Origin of the sequence: Nocardioides sp. AE5, from assembly GCF_031844485.1 — a bacterium.
Taxonomy (GTDB): domain Bacteria; phylum Actinomycetota; class Actinomycetes; order Propionibacteriales; family Nocardioidaceae; genus Nocardioides.
This window is the reverse complement of record NZ_JAUZVI010000010.1, coordinates 24,637-44,532: the sequence shown is the minus strand read 5'-3', so window position 1 is coordinate 44,532 and position 19,896 is coordinate 24,637. Positions and strand designations below refer to the sequence as shown.

18 protein-coding genes are annotated in these 19,896 nt (G+C 71.0%); 15 read left to right on the top strand and 3 right to left on the bottom strand.

The genetic code is table 11. The features are described 5' to 3' along the window. The first annotated feature begins 126 nt into the window (after positions 1–126). The 3 genes from Q9R27_RS14390 to Q9R27_RS14380 are packed head-to-tail and all read left to right on the top strand — an operon-like array spanning position 127 to position 4,205. A complete protein-coding gene (locus tag Q9R27_RS14390) occupies positions 127–1,302 on the top strand; it encodes a steroid 3-ketoacyl-CoA thiolase (RefSeq protein WP_311253083.1) in 1,176 nt (391 codons plus the stop codon). Positions 1,303–1,305: 3 nt separating this feature from the next. After that, positions 1,306–3,540, top strand: a complete 2,235-nt coding sequence (locus tag Q9R27_RS14385; RefSeq protein ID WP_311253082.1) for an acyl-CoA dehydrogenase — start codon at positions 1,306–1,308, stop codon at positions 3,538–3,540. Then, positions 3,537–4,205 carry a PaaI family thioesterase gene (locus tag Q9R27_RS14380; RefSeq protein WP_311253081.1) on the top strand — a complete coding sequence of 223 codons (669 nt, stop codon included), beginning with the start codon at positions 3,537–3,539 and terminating at the stop codon, positions 4,203–4,205. Before Q9R27_RS14385 ends, Q9R27_RS14380 begins: the two co-directional genes overlap by 4 nt. Before the next feature lie 48 nt (positions 4,206–4,253). Here the strand turns inward: Q9R27_RS14380 and Q9R27_RS14375 are convergent, their stop codons facing one another. Together Q9R27_RS14375 and Q9R27_RS14370 are read right to left on the bottom strand one after the other, a co-directional pair. Continuing rightward, the gene (locus Q9R27_RS14375; RefSeq protein ID WP_311253080.1) at positions 4,254–4,748 is read right to left on the bottom strand and encodes a nucleoside deaminase; all 495 of its coding nucleotides are present in this window, start codon (positions 4,746–4,748) and stop codon (positions 4,254–4,256) included. 159 nt (positions 4,749–4,907) lie between these two features. Beyond that, positions 4,908–6,551, bottom strand: a complete 1,644-nt coding sequence (locus Q9R27_RS14370) for a class I adenylate-forming enzyme family protein (protein WP_311253079.1) — start codon at positions 6,549–6,551, stop codon at positions 4,908–4,910. Positions 6,552–6,707: 156 nt separating this feature from the next. On the opposite strand from Q9R27_RS14370, the gene Q9R27_RS14365 reads away from it, so the two are divergent. From Q9R27_RS14365 to Q9R27_RS14355, 3 genes are all read left to right on the top strand, one after another. After that, on the top strand, positions 6,708–7,469 hold the full coding sequence (locus Q9R27_RS14365) for an SDR family oxidoreductase (protein ID WP_311253078.1): 762 nt from the start codon (positions 6,708–6,710) through the stop codon (positions 7,467–7,469). A 186-nt stretch (positions 7,470–7,655) separates the two neighbouring features. Then, positions 7,656–9,383 (top strand): AMP-binding protein, encoded by a 1,728-nt coding sequence (locus Q9R27_RS14360; RefSeq protein WP_311253077.1) that lies wholly within the window; start codon positions 7,656–7,658, stop codon positions 9,381–9,383. Positions 9,384–9,408: 25 nt separating this feature from the next. After that, positions 9,409–10,146 carry a hypothetical protein gene (locus Q9R27_RS14355; RefSeq protein WP_311253076.1) on the top strand — a complete coding sequence of 246 codons (738 nt, stop codon included), beginning with the start codon at positions 9,409–9,411 and terminating at the stop codon, positions 10,144–10,146. Positions 10,147–10,161: 15 nt separating this feature from the next. Here the strand turns inward: Q9R27_RS14355 and Q9R27_RS14350 are convergent, their stop codons facing one another. Further along, positions 10,162–10,767 (bottom strand): helix-turn-helix domain-containing protein, encoded by a 606-nt coding sequence (locus Q9R27_RS14350; protein ID WP_311253075.1) that lies wholly within the window; start codon positions 10,765–10,767, stop codon positions 10,162–10,164. Positions 10,768–10,882: 115 nt separating this feature from the next. On the opposite strand from Q9R27_RS14350, the gene Q9R27_RS14345 reads away from it, so the two are divergent. The 9 genes from Q9R27_RS14345 (at position 10,883) to Q9R27_RS14305 (ending at position 19,896) form a co-directional block, all read left to right on the top strand. Beyond that, complete coding sequence (locus Q9R27_RS14345; protein ID WP_311253074.1) at positions 10,883–12,043, top strand: acyl-CoA dehydrogenase family protein; 1,161 nt, start codon at positions 10,883–10,885, stop codon at positions 12,041–12,043. After that, positions 12,040–13,053 (top strand): MaoC family dehydratase N-terminal domain-containing protein, encoded by a 1,014-nt coding sequence (locus tag Q9R27_RS14340; protein ID WP_311253073.1) that lies wholly within the window; start codon positions 12,040–12,042, stop codon positions 13,051–13,053. The genes Q9R27_RS14345 and Q9R27_RS14340 overlap by 4 nt, the downstream gene beginning before the upstream one ends. Beyond that, positions 13,053–14,195 (top strand): acyl-CoA dehydrogenase family protein, encoded by a 1,143-nt coding sequence (locus Q9R27_RS14335; RefSeq protein WP_311253072.1) that lies wholly within the window; start codon positions 13,053–13,055, stop codon positions 14,193–14,195. Before Q9R27_RS14340 ends, Q9R27_RS14335 begins: the two co-directional genes overlap by 1 nt. Further along, entirely contained in the window at positions 14,192–14,644 is a 453-nt protein-coding gene (locus Q9R27_RS14330) for a MaoC family dehydratase (RefSeq protein ID WP_311253071.1), read from the top strand. The genes Q9R27_RS14335 and Q9R27_RS14330 overlap by 4 nt, the downstream gene beginning before the upstream one ends. Before the next feature lies 1 nt (position 14,645). Continuing rightward, entirely contained in the window at positions 14,646–15,815 is a 1,170-nt protein-coding gene (locus Q9R27_RS14325; protein ID WP_311253070.1) for a lipid-transfer protein, read from the top strand. A gap of 4 nt (positions 15,816–15,819) precedes the next feature. After that, positions 15,820–16,635 carry a MaoC/PaaZ C-terminal domain-containing protein gene (locus tag Q9R27_RS14320; RefSeq protein ID WP_311253069.1) on the top strand — a complete coding sequence of 272 codons (816 nt, stop codon included), beginning with the start codon at positions 15,820–15,822 and terminating at the stop codon, positions 16,633–16,635. A gap of 219 nt (positions 16,636–16,854) precedes the next feature. Further along, positions 16,855–17,805, top strand: a complete 951-nt coding sequence (locus Q9R27_RS14315) for an ABC transporter permease (RefSeq protein WP_311253068.1) — start codon at positions 16,855–16,857, stop codon at positions 17,803–17,805. Then, positions 17,798–18,820, top strand: a complete 1,023-nt coding sequence (locus Q9R27_RS14310) for an ABC transporter permease (protein ID WP_311253067.1) — start codon at positions 17,798–17,800, stop codon at positions 18,818–18,820. The genes Q9R27_RS14315 and Q9R27_RS14310 overlap by 8 nt, the downstream gene beginning before the upstream one ends. Then, positions 18,817–19,896 (top strand): ABC transporter ATP-binding protein, encoded by a 1,080-nt coding sequence (locus Q9R27_RS14305; RefSeq protein ID WP_311253066.1) that lies wholly within the window; start codon positions 18,817–18,819, stop codon positions 19,894–19,896. Before Q9R27_RS14310 ends, Q9R27_RS14305 begins: the two co-directional genes overlap by 4 nt.

Here is a 19,896-nt window from a genome sequence, read left to right as displayed (position 1 = left end):
TGAGCGTTCGCGACACAACGAGTGAGCGTTCGTGGGCCCGACAGTAGGCCCGATCAGTGGGACAGCCAGCCCCGCGGCGCAGCAGGAGCGGCGAGGGTTCAGGCAGCAGACTTCACAGGAGGAACCATGCCCGAAGCAGTGATCGTCGAAGCCGTACGGACGCCGGTGGGCCGCCGCAACGGGTGGCTCTCGGGCCTGCACCCGACCGAGATCCTCGGCGCCGCCCAGCGCGGACTGCTCGAGCGCGCCGGCGTCGACGCCGCCACCATCGGACAGGTCGTCGGTGGTTGTGTCACCCAGGCCGGCGCCCAGTCCAACAACGTGACCCGCAATGCCTGGTTCGTCGCGGGCCTGCCGCACACGGTGGCCTGCACCAGCATCGACTGTGCCTGCGGCTCCTCCCAGCAGGCGATCCACCTGGTCTCCGGCCTGATCGCTTCGGGCCAGATCGATGCTGGCATCGGGTGCGGTGTCGAGGCGATGAGCCGGGTCTGGCTCGGTGCCGCGCTCGCCCCTGGCGCCGGGATGCCGATGCCGGACGGGTTCGAGCTCGATCTGCCCGACCAGTTCACCGCGGCCGAGCGGATCGCGCAGCACTACGGGATCACCCGCGCCGCTGCCGACGAACTCGGCCTGCTCTCCCAGCAGCGCGCCGCAACGGCGTGGGCCGAGGGCCGCTTCGACGACGTACTCCTGCCGGTGACTGCACCGGTGATGGCCAAGCAGGAGGACGGCACACTCGCTGCCACCGGCGAGGAGCAGGAGGTCGTCCGTGACCAGGGCCTGCGGGAGACCACCGCCGAGGGCCTGGCCGCCCTCAAGCCGGTCATCGACGGCGGCATCCACACCGCCGGCAACTCCTCGCAGATCAGCGACGGCGCCGCAGCAGTACTGCTGATGAGCAGGGAACGGGCCGAGGCCGAGGGCCTGCGCCCGCGCGCCCGGATCGTTGCCTCCGGGATGGTCGGCTCGGACCCGCACTTCCACCTCGACGGGCCGATCGCGGCCACCCACCACGTGCTCGACCGGGCCGGGATGAAGCTCGGCGACATCGACCTGGTCGAGATCAACGAGGCGTTCGCCTCCGTGGTCCTCTCCTGGGCGGCCGCGCACGACGCGGACATGGAGAAGGTGAACGTCAACGGCGGCGCCATCGCACTGGGTCACGCCGTCGGCTCCACCGGCGCCCGGCTGATCACCCAGGCGGTCGCGGAGATGGAGCGGGCCGACAAGTCGACCGCACTGGTCACCATGTGCGCCGGTGGGGCGCACGCCACCGCCACCATCCTGGAACGGATCTGAACGATGGGAGAGAACGGGCTGGCCGCCGGCCTGGTCGCCAGCGGCATCGGAGCGATCGGCTTGGGCGAGGACCTGGTCGACCTGCGCGACTCGGTGCGCGGGCTCTTCCGCCGCCACCTCGGTGACGACACGATCCGCGTGGCCGCCGACGCCAAGACCGAGGAACTCCCCGAGTGGTGGCCACACCTGGCGGCCCAGGGACTGCTCGGGCTGCACCTGCCCGAGCCTGACGGCGGGGCCGGCTTCGGCCTCGGCGAACTCGCCGTGGCGGTCGAGGAGAGCGGGCGCTGGCTTGCGCCCGGCCCGTTCGTGCCGACCGTGCTGGCCTCGGCGGTTCTCGACGCCGCCGGCCACCGCCACCACATCGCCGGACTGGCCGACGGTACGACGATCGGTGCCGTCGACCTCTCCGGCGCGGCACCCGGTCTGGTCGGGGAACGGGGCGCCGACGGTTCCCTGCGCATCAGTGGCACCAGCGGGGCAATCCCGGGCGGCCAGCTCGCCGGGATCTTCGTGCTCCCGGTCGCCGTCGACGGCGCCACCCGGTGGGTCGTGGTGGACCGCGACGAGGGCGAGGTGATCGCCCGCGACAGCTACGACGTACTGCGCCGCCTCGCCACGCTCACCGTCGAGGGACTGGAGGTGCCGCGCGACGACGTACTCGACATCGACCCGCAACGCCCCCTCGACCTGGCCGCCATCCTCCTCGGCGCGGAAGGGGCCGGGATCGCCGACTGGGCCACCGCCACCGCCGCGGAGTACGCCGCGACGCGCGAGCAGTTCGGTCGACCGATCGGCCAGTTCCAGGGCGTCAAGCACCGGGTCGCCCGGATGCTGGTGCGCACCGAGCAGGCCCGTGCCTGCGCCTGGGATGCCGCCCGCGCCCTGGACGAGCCGGGGGGCGATCGGGACGAGAGCAGCCTGGCCGTCGCCATCGCCGGGGCCACCAGCGTGCCGGCCGCCTTCGAGGTCGCGAACGCGCTGATCCAGGTGCTCGGCGGCATCGGGCACACCTGGGAGCACCTGGCCGGCTTCGCGCTGCGGCGTACCCAGTCCAGCCTGATCCTGCTCGGCGGCACCGCAGCCTGGGAGTGCCGGGTCGCCGGGATCTCGCTGGCCGGCGTACGTCGTCCACTCGGCCTGGAGTTGCCCGCGGAGGCCGAGCAGGTCCGCGCCGACGTCGCGGCCGAACTCGACCAGGTGGGCGCGCTGGAGGAGGGCGAACGGGTCACGCGGCTGGCCGATCTCGGCTACACCGCGCCGCACTTCCCGCAACCGTGGGGCAAGGGCGCCGACGCGGTGGCCCAGGTGGTGATCGCCGAGGAACTCGCCGCACGCGACCTCAGCCCGCACGACATGATCATCGGCAACTGGGCGGTGCCCACGCTCCTGGCCCACGGCGACGCCGCGCTCCAGGAGCGACTGGTCCCGCCGAGCCTGCGCGGGGAGCTGGAGTGGTGCCAGATGTTCTCCGAGCCGGGCGCCGGCTCCGACCTGGCCGCGCTGACCACCCGCGCTGACAAGGTCGACGGCGGCTGGCGGATCAACGGGCAGAAGGTGTGGACCTCGGGGGCGACGCACTCCGACTACGCGATCCTGCTCGCCCGCACCGACCGCGAGGTGGCCAAGCACAAGGGCATCTCCTACTTCGTGCTCGACATGACGACGCCGGGCATCGACATCCGGCCGCTGCGCCAGATCACCGGCGAGGCGCACTTCAACGAGGTCTTCCTCGACGACGTCTTCGTGCCCGACGACATGCTGGTCGGCGAACCAGGTGACGGGTGGCGCCTGGCGATCACCACGCTCGGCAATGAGCGGGTGCACATGACCTCCAACTCCGCCACCGGCACGGCCGAGCTGCTCTTCGCCCACGTGGACCGCGCCGACGCCGTACAGATGGCGACTCTGGGGCGGGTGCTGGCCGACGCCCAGTCCGGCGGCCTGCTCGGCCTGCGCCAGACGATCCGCTCGGTCAACGGCCTGCGCCCCGGCGCCGAGGCCAGCCTGGCCAAGCTGGTCAGCGCCGAGAACATCCAGGCCACCTGGCAGGCGCTGATGGAGTTCCAGGGGGAGGCCGCGCTGATGGTCGACCCCGCGGAGCGCAGCGCGACCTGGTGGTTCCTGAGCAGCCGGGCGCTGACCATTGCCGGCGGCACCACCGACGTACAGCTCAACATCATCGGTGAGCGGTTGCTCGGGCTGCCGCGTGACCCGGCTCCGCAGGTACGCCGATGACCACCGAACCTGCGGCGGCGTCCGGGCCCGAACTGGTCGCGGGGGAGACCACGCGCCTGGACGTGCTCACCGCGACGCCCAACAACACCGGCGTGGACAAGGCAGTGGCGGCTGCGCGGCGGGTGATCGAGGCGCTGCTGCATGCCGGTGACCGGTCCTCGGCCGAGATGGGCGCGGTGGCCGCGCAACTGAATGCGGTCGCCGACCACCTCGAGGAGCACGCCGGCAGTGTCGACGAGCGGCTGGTCGACATGTGGGCCGGTGAGGGGGTCACCCGGCACGACCCGATCACCGGCCCGGAGAACGCGATCGCCCCGCCGCTGCACCTGGCCGGTCGAGACGACGGCTCCATCGGCGGCACGGTCGCGCTGGGGCTGGCCTACCAGGGGCAGCCCGGCCATGCGCACGGCGGTGTGTCGGCGATGCTCCTGGACCACACGCTCGGTGTGGCGAACGCGTGGGCCGGCAAGTCCGGGATGACGGCGCGGCTGGTGTTGAACTATCGCCGCCCGACGCCGCTCTTCAAGCCGCTGGAGGTCACCGGGCGCCAGGAACGGACCGAGGGCCGCAAGATCTGGACGACCGGGTCGATCTCGGTCGACGGCCAGGTCTGCGTGGAGGCGGAGGGTCTCTTCATCAACAAGGAACTGCCGCGCCCGCGCTGATCCGGTGCTTGCGCTGATCTGACGGCCGTGCTGATCCGGCGCCAGGTGTCAGTCGACCCCGTGCAGCCGGGCATGCAGCGCCCGCACCTGCTGGCTCAGCTCCGGGTCCGGCCCGGCCACCGGGACCTGCGGCGCGACGGTGCTGATCGGCAGCGGCGCGACCGGGCCGGCCGCAATGCCCCATTCCCGGTGCCACGCAGTGAGCTGCTCGCTGCTGCTGGCGAAGACGATGCGCCCCAGCCCCACCCAGGCATGCGCCGCGGAGCACATCGGGCAGTGCTCGCCGGAGGTGTAGACGGTGGCGGCGGCCCGCTGCTCGGGGCTGAGGTTCGCAACCGCCCAGCGGGCGATCTCGAACTCGGGATGCCGGGTGTGGTCACCACCGGCGACCCGGTTGCGATCGGCGTACCGCTCGGTGCCGTCGGCGTCGACCAGGATCGACCCGAACGGTTCGTCACCGGCATCGAGTGCCTCACCTGCCAGGGCAATGCAGCGGCGCAGGTGTGCGCGGTCCTCGTCGGTCACGTGGCCAAGGCTCGTCATGCCCGCACCCAACCACATCCGGGCCTTCCCTGGGCGATGTGCTCGCTCTACTTGTGCGGTGGTGTTGCCCGACTTGTGCGGTGCTGTTGACGGAAAATCGCGTCACAGCACTACTCAAGCGACGAGGACACCGCGTTACAGCGGGGTGGGGGAAGCTGGTCAGGCCTGGCCGAGCACCGCAGCGCGGACCACCTTGCCGGTGGCGTTGCGGACCAGGGGAGTGGTGGTCAGGGTCCAGTGCGCCGGGACCTTGTAATAGGCGATCTCCTGCTTCAGCCAGTCGGTGAGTTCCTCGACGGTGGGGGCCTCGTCGCCGTGCACGACCACGACCGCCACTTCCTGGCCGAGGTCGTCGTGGGCCACGCCGTACACCATGCACTCGACCACCTGCGGGTGCTCGGCCAGAGCACTCTCCACCTCGACCGGATAGACGTTCTCCCCGCCGCGGATGATCAGGTCCGAGCGGCGCGAGCTGAGCCGCAGCCGGCCCTGCTCGTCGAGTTCGCCCAGGTCGCCGGTGTGCAGCCAGCGGTCCTCGCGGATCGCGGCCTCGGTCGCTTCCTCGTTGCGCCAGTAGCCCACCATGTTGTAGCAACTGCGCACGCACACCTCGCCCTCCTCGCCGGGGCCCAGCGCCTTCCCGAGTGCGTCACGGATCTCCATCTGGACGCCGTACGTCGGTCGGCCCAGGGTGCCCGGAGACTCGGCCAGGTCGGCCGCAGTCGCCACCGAGACGCCGGTGCAGGTCTCGGTGAGTCCATAGCTGTCCACCAGCGCAGTGGCGAAGGGGAGCCCGTCACGCAGGCGCTGCTTGAAGGCCTGCGAGGACGGGGCCGAGGCGAGCGAGAAGGCGCGCAGCGAGCTGAGGTCGAACCTGTCGGCGATGCCGGCGTCCAGCATCCGCGAGGCCATCGTCGGCACTGCGCCCCAGTTGGTCACCTTCTCCTGCTCGATCAGCGCATAGATCCGCTCCACGTCGAAGGCCCCGGTGTGCAGGGCGACCTTGGAGCCGGTGGCCAGGCGCGGGATGGCCAGGTTGTGCAGGCTGGCGATGTGGAAGAGCGGCGAGGCGAGCAGGTAGGACCGGTCGCGCGGGTCGGTCGGGTCGCCGAAGGCAGCCATCAGCGCGTCGTTCATCCGGTGGTACTCAACGACGGCGAGCAGGTTGCGGTGCGAGTGGGTCGCGCCCTTGGGGCGGCCCGAGGTGCCGGAGGTGAAGATCACCGCGGCCGGGTCGTCCTCGGCGACCTCCGCAGAGGGCAACGGCGCGTCCGGGTGGGCGGTGCGGAGCCGGGTGACGTCGTCGAAGGTGAGCACGGGTACGTCGTGGCGGCGCAGCGCGTCGACCCGCTTGGCGTCGGCGATGCCGAGCACCGGTCCAGTCAGGCCGACGGCGTGCTCCACCTCGCGATCGGACCACCATGCGTTGAACGCGACGGCCACGGCGCCCAGGGAGACGACCGCCCAGAAGGTCTCGATCCACTCGATCGTGTTCGCTCCCGAGATGGCCACGGTGTCGCCACGACGTACGCCGTGGGTGGTGGCGAGTTCGTGGGCCAGGGAGGAGACCCGGGCGGCGTGGTCGGCAAAGGTGACCTGGTCGTCGGCGGTGGCCAGGTAGACGCGGTCCCCGTGCACGACGGATCCGGCAAGCACCTCGTGCAGGGCCCGCTGGCGGTTCTTGTAGACCGGCAGCATCGTGCCGAGCACCTCGACCTGCTCCATCTCGTACGGCCCGCCGGGACCGACCAGTGCTGCATAGGCGGCCATCGGGTCGGTGGATGTCTCCTGGCGGGTGGTCATGCGGGCGCTCCTCGATCGGTCGGACAGGTGCCCGGGATGGCGACGCGGGCTCACGGCGGACCAGTCTTGCCGCGCGAGGCGCCGGCCACCGGGCAGGCTCCCGGTCACCGGGACGCGGCGCCGACCGGCGCGTGGGTGGCCCAGCACGATGACCCCATGGACACCCTCAACGGACACGTCGCCCTGATCACTGGCGCCGGCCAGGGCGTGGGACGCGGCATCGCGGTCGCCCTTGCCGAGCGCGGCGTACGGATCGCGGTGCTCGGTCGCACCCTGGCCAAGCTCGAGGACGCCTGCACGGAGCTGGAGCAGCTCGGCGTCGAGGCGCGCCCCTACGAGTTCGACGTCACCGACGAGGAGAACGTGCCCGGCCTGGTGGACCGGGTGGCCGACGACTTCGGGCGCCTCGACATCCTGGTCAACAACGCCTACTTCGGCGCCTACGGCAAGCTGCTGGAGATGACCGACCGCCAGTTCCAGCGCGGCTTCCGCAGCGCCCCGTTCGCGGCGTTCAGCTTCATGAGGGCGGCCCACCCGCACCTGGTCGCCCAGGGCGGCGGCTCGATCGTCAATCTGGTCACCTCGGCGATGGTCCGCTGGGACCCCACGACGTACGGCGCGTATGCGGCATGCAAGCAGGCCCTGCGCTCGTTGAGCCGGACCGCCGCGGTCGAGTGGGGGCCGGACAACATCCGGGTCAACTCCATCGCGCCGCACGCGCTGACCCCGGCGCTGGCTGGCTGGACCGAGCGGAACCCGGAGGAGGCCGAGGAGTTCGTCGCCTCGATCCCGTTGCGCCGGATCGGTGACCCGGTCGCCGACATCGGCCGCGCCGTGGCCGCCCTGGTCGGCCCGGAGATGGCCTACCTGTCGGGTGCCACCATCCCGCTCGACGGCGGCCAGGCGTTCTTCGGCTGAGCGCCGAGCCGGCACGTGTTGACACAGATCAACGCCGAGTCGGCACGTGTTGACACTTTTCTGCGTCGAGGCGGCGTCAATTGACGCCGCCTCGACGACGTACGGCGTCAACACGTGCCGCCTCGCGGTTCCGATGAGTGGGAGGTGCCACGAGGGCCGCAGGTACGCCGACCTAGCGTGCGCACCATGACGTCGACCAGCAACGCCCGCGCCATCAGGGAGGGGCCCCGCAGCCGTCCGCCGGTGCCCGACGAGGAGCGCCTCGAGACGATCGCCGACCTGCTGCTGGCCCGCCTCGGGGACGACCACCCGGGCCTCATCGACGGGGGCGACCGCTGGACCTGGGACGAGGTGGTCCGGGAGAGTGCGGCCCGTGCCGCATGGGCGCGGAAGCTGCGCGATCCGGACAAGCCGTTCCACATCGGCGTACTGCTGGAGAACCACCCTGAGTTCATCTTCTGGCTCGGCGCCGGCGCGCTGGCCGGGGCCACCATTGTCGGGATCAACTCGACCCGCTCCGGCGACTACCTCGAGCAGGAGGTGCGCCACGTCGAGCTCCAGGCGGTGATCACCGATGCCGCCGGGCAGGAGCTCCTGGGTGGCCTCGACATCGGCGTACCGGTCGAACGGTTCCTGCGCATCGATGACCCGTCGTACGCCGCCCGGATCGCCGACCACGCCGGGGAACCGCAACGCGACCCCGCGATTGACGCGAGCACCCAGATGCTGCTCCTCTTCACCAGCGGCACCACCGGCGCCTCCAAGGCAGCCCGCTGCAGCCAGGGGCGCCTGGTCGGCCTGGGCTACCAGAACAGCGCCAAGTACGACGTCACCCGCGACGACGTCTCCTACTGCTCGATGCCCCTCTTCCACGGCAATGCGGTGATGGGCCTGTGGGCGCCGACCCTGGTCGCCGGCGGCACGGTCGCACTGTCGCGCAAGTTCTCTGCCTCCCGGTTCGTCGACGAGGTCCGGGCCTGCGGGGCGACGTACTTCACCTATGTCGGCAAGGCGATCGGCTATGTGCTGGGCACCCCGCAGCGCGCCGACGACGCATCGCTGTCGCTGACCCACGGGTTCGGCACGGAGGCCTCGCCCGAAGACCGGGTGCGGTTCAAGGAGCGGTTCGGGGCCACCCTGCTGGAGGCGTACGGGTCCAGCGAGGGGGCAGGCATGGTGCAGCTGGATCCGCAGGCGCCGCTCAACGCGCTCGGCCGCCCGGCCCACGACGGCGTGAAGATCGTGGATCCCGAGACCCGGATCGAGTGCGCGGTTGCCGAGCTCGACGAGCACGGGCGGGTGCGCAATGCCGAGGAGGCCGTGGGCGAGCTGGTGAACACCACCGGCGCCGCGGCGTTCGAGGGGTACTGGAAGAACCCGACCGCGGACGCCGAGCGGGTCCGCCACGGGTGGTACTGGACCGGTGACCTGGGCTTCGTGGACGCCGCCGGGCTGCTCTACTTCGCCGGCCGTTCCGGCGACTGGATCCGGGTGGACTCGGAGAACATCTCCGCCCTGCTCACCGAGCGGGTGCTGCGCCGCCACGGTGACATCGTGATCGCAGCCGCCTTCGCGGTGCCCGACCCCCGCGCCGGCGACCAGGTGATGGCCGCGATCGAGATCGCCGACGGTCGCCGCTTCGAGGACCTCGACCTGGGTGCCTTCCTGGCCGCGCAGCCGGACCTGGGCACCAAGGGCGCCCCGCGCTTCGTCCGGGTCTCGCACGCCCTGCCGACCACCGGCTCGAACAAGCTGCGCAAGAAGGAGATCCAGCTGGACGGGTGGCGCACCACCGACCCGGTCTTCGCCTGGGTCGGCCGCGGAGCCCCGTCGTACGTCGAGATGACCGCGGCCGACAAGGAAGCCCTGGTGGCCGAGTTCGAGAAGAACGGAAGATTCCGCTTCCTGCCCTGAGCCGCTGCCTGACAGGATCTGCGCCATGCGCCGACTCCTGGTCCCCGTTGCCCTCAGCCTGTCCCTGGGCCTCACGCTTGCCTCCTGCTCGAGTGCGGAGGACGACTCGCCGGGTGGCCTGCCCGGATCGGGGACGCCCAGCGACCTGGTGCCGGGCGGCACCGGCGAAACCGATGCGCCGGGGACCGGTGGCGGGGCGGGCAGTGGCACGGGTGGGGCCGACTCCGCCCGGATGATCGGCATCGAATCCTGCGCAGAGCTGACCCCGCTGGTCGCCTCGGCGCTGACCGGCGCGCACGTGCTGTACACCGACGACGTACCCGAGTCGAACTATCCGCGGCTGGGTTCGATCTATGGGTTCTCGTGCACCTGGATCGTGCCCGGCGGTGAGGACAGGGTGCACGTGCAGGGGTCCGCCGACTGGGACGGCACCTCCCGCGACGACGTACGCGCGGAACTCGGCGAGGACCGGGAAGTGGCCGCGCAGCCGACCTCGTTCGGCGCCGACAACTTCGTGGTCATCGAGCAGGAGGGCAAGTGGGAACTGCAGGGAACCTACCGGCTGGAGTTGCTCAGCCCGGTTGCGCCCAAGAGCGCGCGGACGGGATGGATCACGCTCAGCTACACCTACGGCGAGGGGTTCTCCACGAGCCAGCCCTACAACGGGGCGACCCAGCAGATGATCGATGAGGCGCGCGAGGTGCTTTCTGACCAGGTGGCGGCCCAGGTGCTGGTGGCGCTGCTGGAGCCCGACGACTCCTGAGCGCGCCCGGCGCCCTCAGGCCAGGAGGCGCTCGGCGGCGCTGGAGAGCAGGGCAGCGACTTCGCGGTGGTCGCGGCCCGAAGCGACGCCGATCATGGCGCCGAGGAACATCATTGAGAGCATCGGGGCGGCGGTGGCGATCTGGTCCTCGGCCAGGCCGTCGCCCTCGCCCAGGCGCAACGTGGCGCCGATCCAGGCAGCCTGCTCCGGTCCGAAGCCGGGTGCGCCGTCGGCGCCGGCCAGGCCGGGTGCGCTGGCGACGTACCCGCGATAGAGCGCCTGGTAGAGCAGCGGCTTGCGGCCCGCCTCGCGCAGGATCCGGGTGAAGACCTCGCCGAGCCGTTCGGCGGCGGTGGCGCCCTTCGGCGGGCGTGCCGCGACGGCATCGGTGGAGCGCTCGCCCAGCGACATCAGCGCCTCCATCAGCAACTGGTCGCGCGAGGAGACGTGCTGGTAGACGGTGGGCACCGAGACCCCGGCGGCTGCGGCGACCTGGCGGATCCCGACCGCGTCGTATCCACCCTCGGTGGCGAGCTCGATCGCGGTGGCGATCAGCCTGGACCGCATGGCTGCGCGGGCAGGGGAGAGCACGCGCTGTACGACGCGGGGTGCGGTGGCCATGTGCCCACCCTAGACGCTCGGGCTCCCGTTGGGTAGACAACTGGTTGACACCCGTATATTCGAGTGACAACCTTCTCGTACGCCGCATTCCTGCCCAGCGCGGAGAAGGAGCAACATGGACCTGCGCGAGACACCCGCCCAGTTGGCCCTGCGCCAGGAGCTGCGGGACTACTTCGCCCAGCTGCTGCCCGACGACGAGCGCCGCGAGATCGGCGAGGCCGGCGCCGGCGGCCCCCGCTTCCGCGAGGTGGTCCGGATGATGGGCCGCGACGGCTGGCTCGGCGTCGGCTGGCCCAAGGAGTACGGCGGTCGGGGCATGTCGGCGGAGGAACAGTTCATCTTCTACGACGAGATCCAGCGCGCCGGTGTCCCGTTCCCGCTGGTCACCATCAACACCGTCGGGCCGACCCTGATGCAGTTCGGGACCGAGGAGCAGAAGCGGAAATACCTCCCCGGCATGCTCACCGGGGACATCGTCTTCGCGATCGGCTACACCGAGGCCGCGGCCGGCACCGACCTGGCGTCGCTGAAGACCCGGGCGGTCCTCGAGGGCGACGAGTTCGTGGTCAACGGCTCCAAGATCTTCACCACCGGCGGCAACACCGCCGACTATGTCTGGCTGGCCTGCCGGACCGACCCCGAGGCACCCAAGCACAAGGGCATCTCGATCCTGATCACGCCGTGCGACGACCCCGGCTTCTCGTGGAGCACGATCAAGTCCGTGGGTGGTATCCACCCGACCGCGACCTATTACCAGGACATCCGGGTGCCGCGCAGCGAACTGGTCGGTGAGCTCAACGGTGGCTGGTCGTTGATCACCTCCCAGCTCAACCACGAGCGGGTCGCCTTGGCCGCGCTCGGCGGACGGATGATCCAGCTCTGGGAGCAGACGCTGGCGTGGGCGAAGGAAACCGGCGTCATCGACAAGCCGTGGGTGCGCCAGGAGTTCGCCCGCACCCACGCCAAGCTCGAGGCGATGCGGTTGATGAACTGGAAGCTGACCACCGCCGTCGGCGACAACACCCTGCGCGGGGAACAGGCCGGTGCGGCCAAGGCCTATGGCACCGAGACGCACATCGACCTGCAGCGCACCCTCTTCCAGATCCTCGGTGCGGCCGGCCGGATCCGGCCCAACTCGCACGCTGCGGTGTTGCACGGACAGGTTGAGCAGCTCTCCCGCCAGGGCCTGGTCAACACCTTCGGTGGCGGGGTCAACGAGGTGCTGCGCGACATGATCGCCACGATGGGTCTCGGCATGCCGAGGAGCAAGCGATGACACAGTCGTACGACGAGCAGCTCCAGGCATTCGTGGGCCGGGTGCTCAACAAGCGGACTCCGGGCCAGGACCCGGTCAACGTGCCGATGATCCGCCACTGGGTGGAGGCGATGGACCTGGCCAACCCGGTGCACCTGGACGCAGAGGCGGCCCGCGCCACCGGCCGCGAGGACGTGGTGGCCCCGGCCTCGATGATCCAGGCCTGGACCATGCGCGGCTATGCCAGGACGGTGCGCCCGGCCCCCGGCACCGGCGCCGGCGCGGGCTTTGCCGAGTTGATCGCCCTGCTCGACGAGGGCGGCTACACCTCCGTGGTGGCGACGGACTCCGAGTTCGACTTCGTGCGCGAACTCGTCCCCGGCGACGAGGTCACCGTGGAGGAGGTGGTCGAGTCGATCAGTGACGAGAAGACCACTGGTTTGGGCACGGGACGCTTCGTCACCTCGGTCAAGACCTACCGCGACGCGGTCGGCGAGACGGTGGCCACCCAGCGCTGGCGCACCTTGCGGTTCAAGCCGAAGCAAGCTGCGCCGCAGCAGGCCGAGGCACCGGCCCCAGGAGCACAGGCCTCGGAAGCACCGGCACCAGCGCCCGAGAAGAAGGCGCTGCGCCCCCGCCCCGCGATCAACCTGGACAACATGTTCTGGTTCGAGGCGGCCAAGGAGAAGCGCCTCGTGGTGCAGCGCTGCACCAACTGCCAGGCACTGCGCCACCCACCAGGCCCGGGCTGCCCGGAGTGCGGCTCCTTCGACTGGGACACCGTCGAGGCGGGCAACACCGGCACCGTCCACGCCTTCACGGTGGCCCACCACCCGAAGCACCCGGCGTTCGACTACCCGTTGGTGATCGCACTCATCGACCTGCCGACCGGCACCCGGCTGACCACCAACCTGGTCGGCGTCGCGCCCGAGGACGTGACGATCGGCATGCCGGTCGTCCTGGACTGGCTCGAGGCCGACGAGGAGCTCACCCTGCCGGTCTTCCGGCCCGACCCGGAAGGGCAGAACTGATGGACTTCTCCCTCGACGAGGACCTCGTCTCCCTGGCCGACCTGGCCCGCACCATCTTCGACGACCTGGCCACCACCGACCGCGTCCGCGAGGTGGAGACCAGCCAGACCCGCATCGACGCCCCGTTGTGGGGCGCGCTGGGTGAGGCCGGACTGATCGGCCTGCCCGTGCCCGAGGAACACGACGGCGCCGGCCTCGGCCTGGACGCGCTCTGCGTCGTGCTCGAGGAGCAAGGCCGCCATGTTGCCCCGGTCCCGCTGTGGAGTGCGGGCGTCGCCGCCCTGGTGCTGGCCCGCTTCGGCACCGGGCAACAGCGCGCCGACCTGCTCCCCGACCTCGCCAGCGGAGCATCGCGGACCACCCTCGCGCTCGAGGAGTACGACGGGGCCGAGCCGTCCGCGCCGCTGGCCACCGCCCGGAAGGAAGGGGACGGGTGGCGGGTCACCGGCACCAAGGCCGTCGTGCCCAGCCTGACCGGTGCCGACCACGTCCTGGTCTCGGCCACCGCCGAGGCCGGCCCCGGGCTCTTCCTGGTCGCCCTGGACGGTGCCGGTGCAGGGGACGGCGTCTCCAGCACCCTGTCGGAGACCACCAGCTGGGACCTCGCCGGCGAACTCGTCCTCGACGACGCTCCCGCCACGGCCGTCGGTACGCCGGGCGACCGGGCGCTGGCGGTCACCTTGCGGACCGCGGCGATCGCCCTTGCCGCGCTCCAGGTCGGTGTCGCCGACGGCGCCATGCGCCTGGCCGCGTCGTACCTCTCCGAGCGCGAGCAGTTCGGCCGCCCGCTGGGCACCTTCCAGGCCGTCCAGCACCAGCTCGCCGACTGCTTCATCGACATCGACGCGATGCGGGTGACCCTGTGGCAGGCGCTGGTCGCCGACGCCGACGACCCGCTCGGCGCCGAGCCGGGCGGGGTTGCCGAGCGCGCCGCGCTGGTCGCCAAGTGGTGGTGCGACAAGGGCGGCCTCGACGTCGTCCACCGCACCCAGCACGTGCACGGCGGCATCGGGGTTGACACCGACTACCCGGTGCACCGGCACTTCCTGCTCGGCAAGCAGGTCTCCGCCACGCTCGGCGGGGAGCACGCCGCCCTGGCCAGCCTGGGCGACCTGATCGCAACCACGGAGGTGGCCTCATGAACAACACCCCGACGAACGCCGCACTGGCGCCGACCCGCACCGCCGACCAAGTCAGCGTTGGCGAGGCACTTCCCCCGCACCCGATCCCGATCACCCGCACCCTGATCGTGGCCACCGCGATCGCCAGCCGCGACTACCAGGACGTCCACCACGACCCGGAACTCGCCCGCGAGCGCGGATCGAAGGACATCTTCATGAACATCCTGACCAGCAACGGACTGGTGGAGAAGTACGTCGTCGAGTGGGCCGGTCCCGCCGCCGTGGTGAAGAAGATCAAGATCCGCCTCGGCGCCCCGAACTACCCCGGCGACACGATGACGATGACCGGCACGGTCTCGGCGGTCGAAGGACGCCTGGTCACCGTCGACGTCACCGGCACCAACAGCCTAGGCCCGCATGCCAGCGGCCAGGTCGTCGTGGAACTTCCCGCCGGACAGGAAGGCAACTGAGATGGGCAACCTCTCCGGATCCGCCGCCATCGTCGGCATCGGCGCCACCGAGTTCTCCAAGGCGTCCGGGCGCAGCGAACTGCAACTCGCCTGCGAGGCCGTCCAGGCGGCCATCGCCGACGCCGGCCTCAAGCCCTCCGACGTGGACGGGATGGTCACCTTCACCGCCGAGTCCAGCTCGGAGAACCACGTCGCGCGCAACATCGGCATCGGCGACCTGACCTACTTCTCGCGGGTCCACCACGGCGGTGGCGCCGCGGCCGGCACCGTCGCCCAGGCGGCCGCGGCGATCCACTCCGGACTCGCCGAAGTGGTGGTCTGCTGGCGCGCCTTCAACGAACGCTCCGGCGAACGCTATGGCCTGGGCCAGGCCAACCGCCCGATGGACACCAACGCCGACCGCGCGGCGTACTCGTGGATGACGCCGTTCGGCCTCTCCACGCCGGCGCAGTGGGTGGCGATGTTCGCCAGCCGCTACATGCACGAGTACGGCGCCACCTCCGAGGACTTCGGCCGGGTCGCGGTGCTGGCCCGCAAGCACGCCGCCACCAACCCGAACGCCTGGTTCTACGAGCGGCCGATCACCCTGGCCGAGCACCAGGCCAGCCGCTGGATCGCCGAGCCGCTGCACCTGCTGGACTGCTGCCAGGAGACCGACGGTGGCCAGGCGATGGTCGTGGTCTCCGCCGAGCGGGCCAAGGACCTGCCGCACACGCCGGCGATCATCCGCGCCGCTGCCCAGGGGCAGGCCAGGGACCAGCACATGATGACCTCCTACTACCGCCCCGACATCACCGGCCTGCCGGAGATGGGTGTGGTCGGACGGCAGTTGTGGGCACAGTCGGGGCTGCGCCCCGAGGACATGGACGCCGCAGTGCTCTATGACCACTTCACCCCGTTCCTGCTGCCCCAGTTGGAGGAGCTCGGCTTCTGCAAGCCCGGCGAGGCCCGGCACTTCATCGCCGACGGCCACCTCGAGCTCGACGGAAGGCTGCCCACCAACACCCACGGCGGCCAGCTCGGCGAGGCCTACCTGCACGGGATGAACGGGATCGCCGAGGGGGTCCGGCTGATCCGGGGCACCTCGGTCAACCAGCCCGGCGAGGTCGCGAACGCGGTGGTCACCGCGGGCACCGGCGTGCCGACCAGTGCCCTCGTGCTCGGAGTGTGAGGCGGTGCCCGGCCATCACCGGGACACGGACGCCGGTGCCTGGGTCGGCCGTCCCCTCGGCGAGCGGACGGTCGGGTACGACGATCGGGACCCGATCCTCTTCGCGCTCGCGGTCGGTGCGAACCCGGAGGCACTCGACCTGGTCCACGAGGACCGCCTCCGGGTGCTGCCCGGCTTCGGACTGACCCTGGCCCAGTGGGCCCCGGATGCGCTGGGGGCTGCCGGTGCCTTCGACACCAGCACGGCGGTCCACGGCGCGCAACGCCTCGACGTGCTCAAGCCGCTGCCGCGCGCCGGTGAGGTGGCGATGTCCGCCCGGGTCGCGGCGGTCCATGACAAGGGGTCGGCCGCGGTCTTCGACGTGGAGGTCGCCAGCGACTATTTCGTGGCCACCTGGTCGCTCTTCGCGCCCGGCGCGGGCGGTTTCGGCGGGGAACGGGGACCGGCCTCGCCCGCACTCCCGGAGGGTGCGCCCGACCGGAGCCTGGCGGTGGCGACCCGCGCCGACCAGGCCGTCCTCTACCGGCTGCTGGGGGACCGGCATGCGATGCACGTCGACCCGGTCGCGGCCCGCGCCGCCGGCCAGGCCCGCCCGTTCATGCACGGGCTGTGCACGGTGGCCACCACCTCGCTCGCCGTCGCCGCGGCGTACGACGTACACCCGGCCGACCTGTCCCACCTCGAGGCCCGCTTCGCGGCACCGGTATTTCCCGGCGAACCCCTCGACGTACGCCTGTGGGAGGCGCCCGGAGCGGTCCGCTTCGAGGCCGGCGTGGGCGACCGTACGGCGCTGCGCGGCGGCGTACTCGCTTTCTGCTGAGCCGCCCGCCGGGCCGGTGCGGATCGGGGCGGGCAACGGTTCCGGTGAGTGGGATCTTTCCCGCTGTGGGCAGGGTCACCCGACCTAGCCTGCATGGACTCCACCGGTATGGCAGGGAGCCGGCACTTCGTGAGGCCGTCCCTGTCGTGCCCGAACCGATGAAGGGACTCCGCTGATGACGCAGCCGGTCCGAAGCCTCCTGAGGGAGGACGGCCACTGATGCGCCGCTTCCTGCTCCGCGGTGGCGAACTGCTGGCCGTGCTCTTCGTGGTCAGCTTCGGCGTCTTCGCCATGATCACCCTGATGCCCGGCGACCCTGCCGTGAGCATCCTCGGCGAGGGCCACCCGCCGGAGGCGTATGCGGAACTGCGCCAGGAGCTCGGCCTCAACGACCCGCTGCTGAGCCGCTACTGGGACTGGCTCTCCGGCGCCGTCACCGGTGACCTCGGCAACTCGCTGGTGCCCCCGCAAAGCGATGTGGTCGACCGGATCCTGGGCGCCTTCCCGGTCAGCCTCCAGCTCGCGGTGATGGGCCTGGTCCTGGCCCTGCTCCTGGCCGTCCCGCTGGCGATGTGGTCGGCCTCCCACGCAGGTGGCGCCGTGGACCGGATCATCTCCGCCTCGATGTTCGCCACCCTCTCGGTGCCGTCCTTCCTAGCCGGCCTGATCCTGATCATGGTCTTCGCCAACGGGCTGGGCTGGTTCCCCCGCGCCCAGTGGGTGCGCCTGGGCGAGGACCCGATCGGCAACCTGCACCACGCGTTGCTGCCGGCCTTCGTGATCGCGCTGACCGAGTTGGCGCTCTTCACCCGGATCCTGCGCAACGACCTGATCACCACGCTCAACGAGGACTACATCCTCGCCGCGCGGGCCAAGGGGATGCCGCCGTGGCGGATCATGGTCACCGACGCGCTGCGGCCCTCCTCCTTCTCCCTGGTCACCCTGATGGGGCTGAGCCTGGGACGCCTGATCGGCAGCACCGTGATCGTCGAATACCTCTTCGCGTTGCCGGGCATGGGCAGCATGATCATCACCGCCGCCAACCAGGGCGACTTCCCGCTGGTGCAGGGCGCAGTGCTGGTGATCGCGATCGCCTACGTCGCCATCAACGCGACCATCGATGCCTCCTATGGCTACCTCGACCCCAGGACGCGCCGTGTTCATGCCTGACAACTCCGTCAACCGCCCCCGCACACTGGCCACCGGCGCCGCGCTGCTCGTCGCCGGCATTGCGCTGACCGCCTTCGGGTGGAGCACGCCGGCCCTGGTCCTGGCCGTGAAGGCGCTGCTCTTCCTGCTCGGCCTGGCCGTGACCTACCAGGGCCTGTCCCGGCTGCTGCTCGGGATCCGCGGCAAGCGGACCGACCTGCTCTTCAACCTGGCGATGATCTGGCTGGTGGGCATCGTGCTCGCCGCGATCCTGGCCCCGGTGCTGCCGCTGGGCGAGCACAACAACGTGGCCGCGACGCTCTACGAGCCGATCAACATGTCGCCGCAGCTGCTCACCGACCACCCGCTCGGCACCAACAACCAGGGCCTCGACCTGCTCTCCCGCTCCATCTACGGCGCCCGTACGTCGTTGGTCATCTCGCTCCTCGCGATCGCCATCGGCACCGTGGTCGGCGGCAGCATCGGTGTCATCGCCGGCTACTTCCGCAAGGGCACCGACAGCATCATCGGGATCTTCACCAATGCGCTGCTCGCGGTGCCGCCGCTGATCCTGCTGATCGCGCTGAGCACCTTCCTCACCCCCAGCACCCGGAACCTGGCCTTCGCCCTCTCCCTGCTGAGCATCCCCGGCATGGTCCGCCTGGCCCGGGCCAACACGATCGCCTTCGCCCAGCGGGAGTTCGTGATGGCGGCACGGCTGATGGGGGCGACCCGGTTCCGGATCATGCTGCGCGAACTGGTGCCCAACGTGGTGCTGCCGGTCTTCTCGATGGCAGTGGTGATGATCTCGGTGCTGATCGTCGCCGAGGCCTCGTTGAGCTTCCTGGGCCTCGGCATCCAGCAGCCCGACCCGACCTGGGGCAACATGGTCGCCGAGGGCGAGGGTGGCGCGATGGAGGACTATCCGCACATCGTGCTGGTCCCCGGCACCTTCCTCTTCCTGACCGTCTTTGCCTTCAACCTGCTCGGCGAGAAGGCCCAGCAGCGCTGGGACACGAGGAGTGCAAAGCTGTGAACGCGAACAACGACCTCGTCCTCGAAGTGAACGACCTGCGCACCACCTTCCTGACCCCGCGCGGTCCGGTCGGTGCGGTCGACGGCGTCTCGATGTCACTGCGGGCGGGGGAGACCCTGGGCATCGTCGGCGAGTCCGGCTCCGGCAAGTCGGTGCTCGGGCGCACCGTGATGGGCCTGATCGCCGACAACCCCACCACGCGGGTCAGCGGCGAGGTCCGGATCGGTGGCCACGACGTACACGCGATCACGCCCCGGGAGCGCCGCCGCCTCTGGGGGCCCGAGGTCGCCATGGTCTTCCAGGACCCGATGACCTCGCTCAACCCGGTGAAGAAGGTCGGCACGCACATCACCGAGGCACTGCGGCTGCACCTCAAGCTGGACAAGGCCGAGGCCCACGCACGCGCCGTGGAGTTGCTGCGCCAGGTCTTCATCCCCGAGGCGGAGCGCCGGATGCGCCAATATCCGCACGAACTCTCCGGCGGGATGCGGCAGCGGGTGGTGATCGCGATGGCGCTGGCCTGCGACCCCAAGTTGCTCATCGCCGACGAGCCCACCACCGCCCTCGACGTCACCGTGCAGAAGCAGATCCTCGACCTGCTCGCCACGCTCGCCGCCGAGCGCAACATGGCCACCATCCTGATCAGCCACGACCTCGGCGCCGTCGAGGGACGCACCGACCGGGTTGCGGTGATGTACGCCGGCCGCACCGTGGAGACGTCGCGGACCTCCCGGGTCTTCCACGCTCCCGAGCACCCGTACGCCGAGGCGTTGCTGGCCTCGATCCCGCGGCTGGACGACGACCCGCACACGGTGTTGCGGGCGATCGAGGGGACGCCGCCCAACCTGTTGAACCCGCCGGTGGGGTGCCGGTTCGCGCCGCGCTGCCGCTTCACCGTGGACCGGTGCCGCACCGAGGACCCGGCCCTGCGTGAACTCGGCGACGCAACCGGTGCCACCCACCTGGCCGCGTGCCACTTCCCCCTCGTCGCCTCCGGCGACCGGGCGGCGGAATCCTCCGCCGGTGAGCCGGCGAATGCGGCCGCCACCGCGTCCCCCACCCAGGAGGTGAACTGA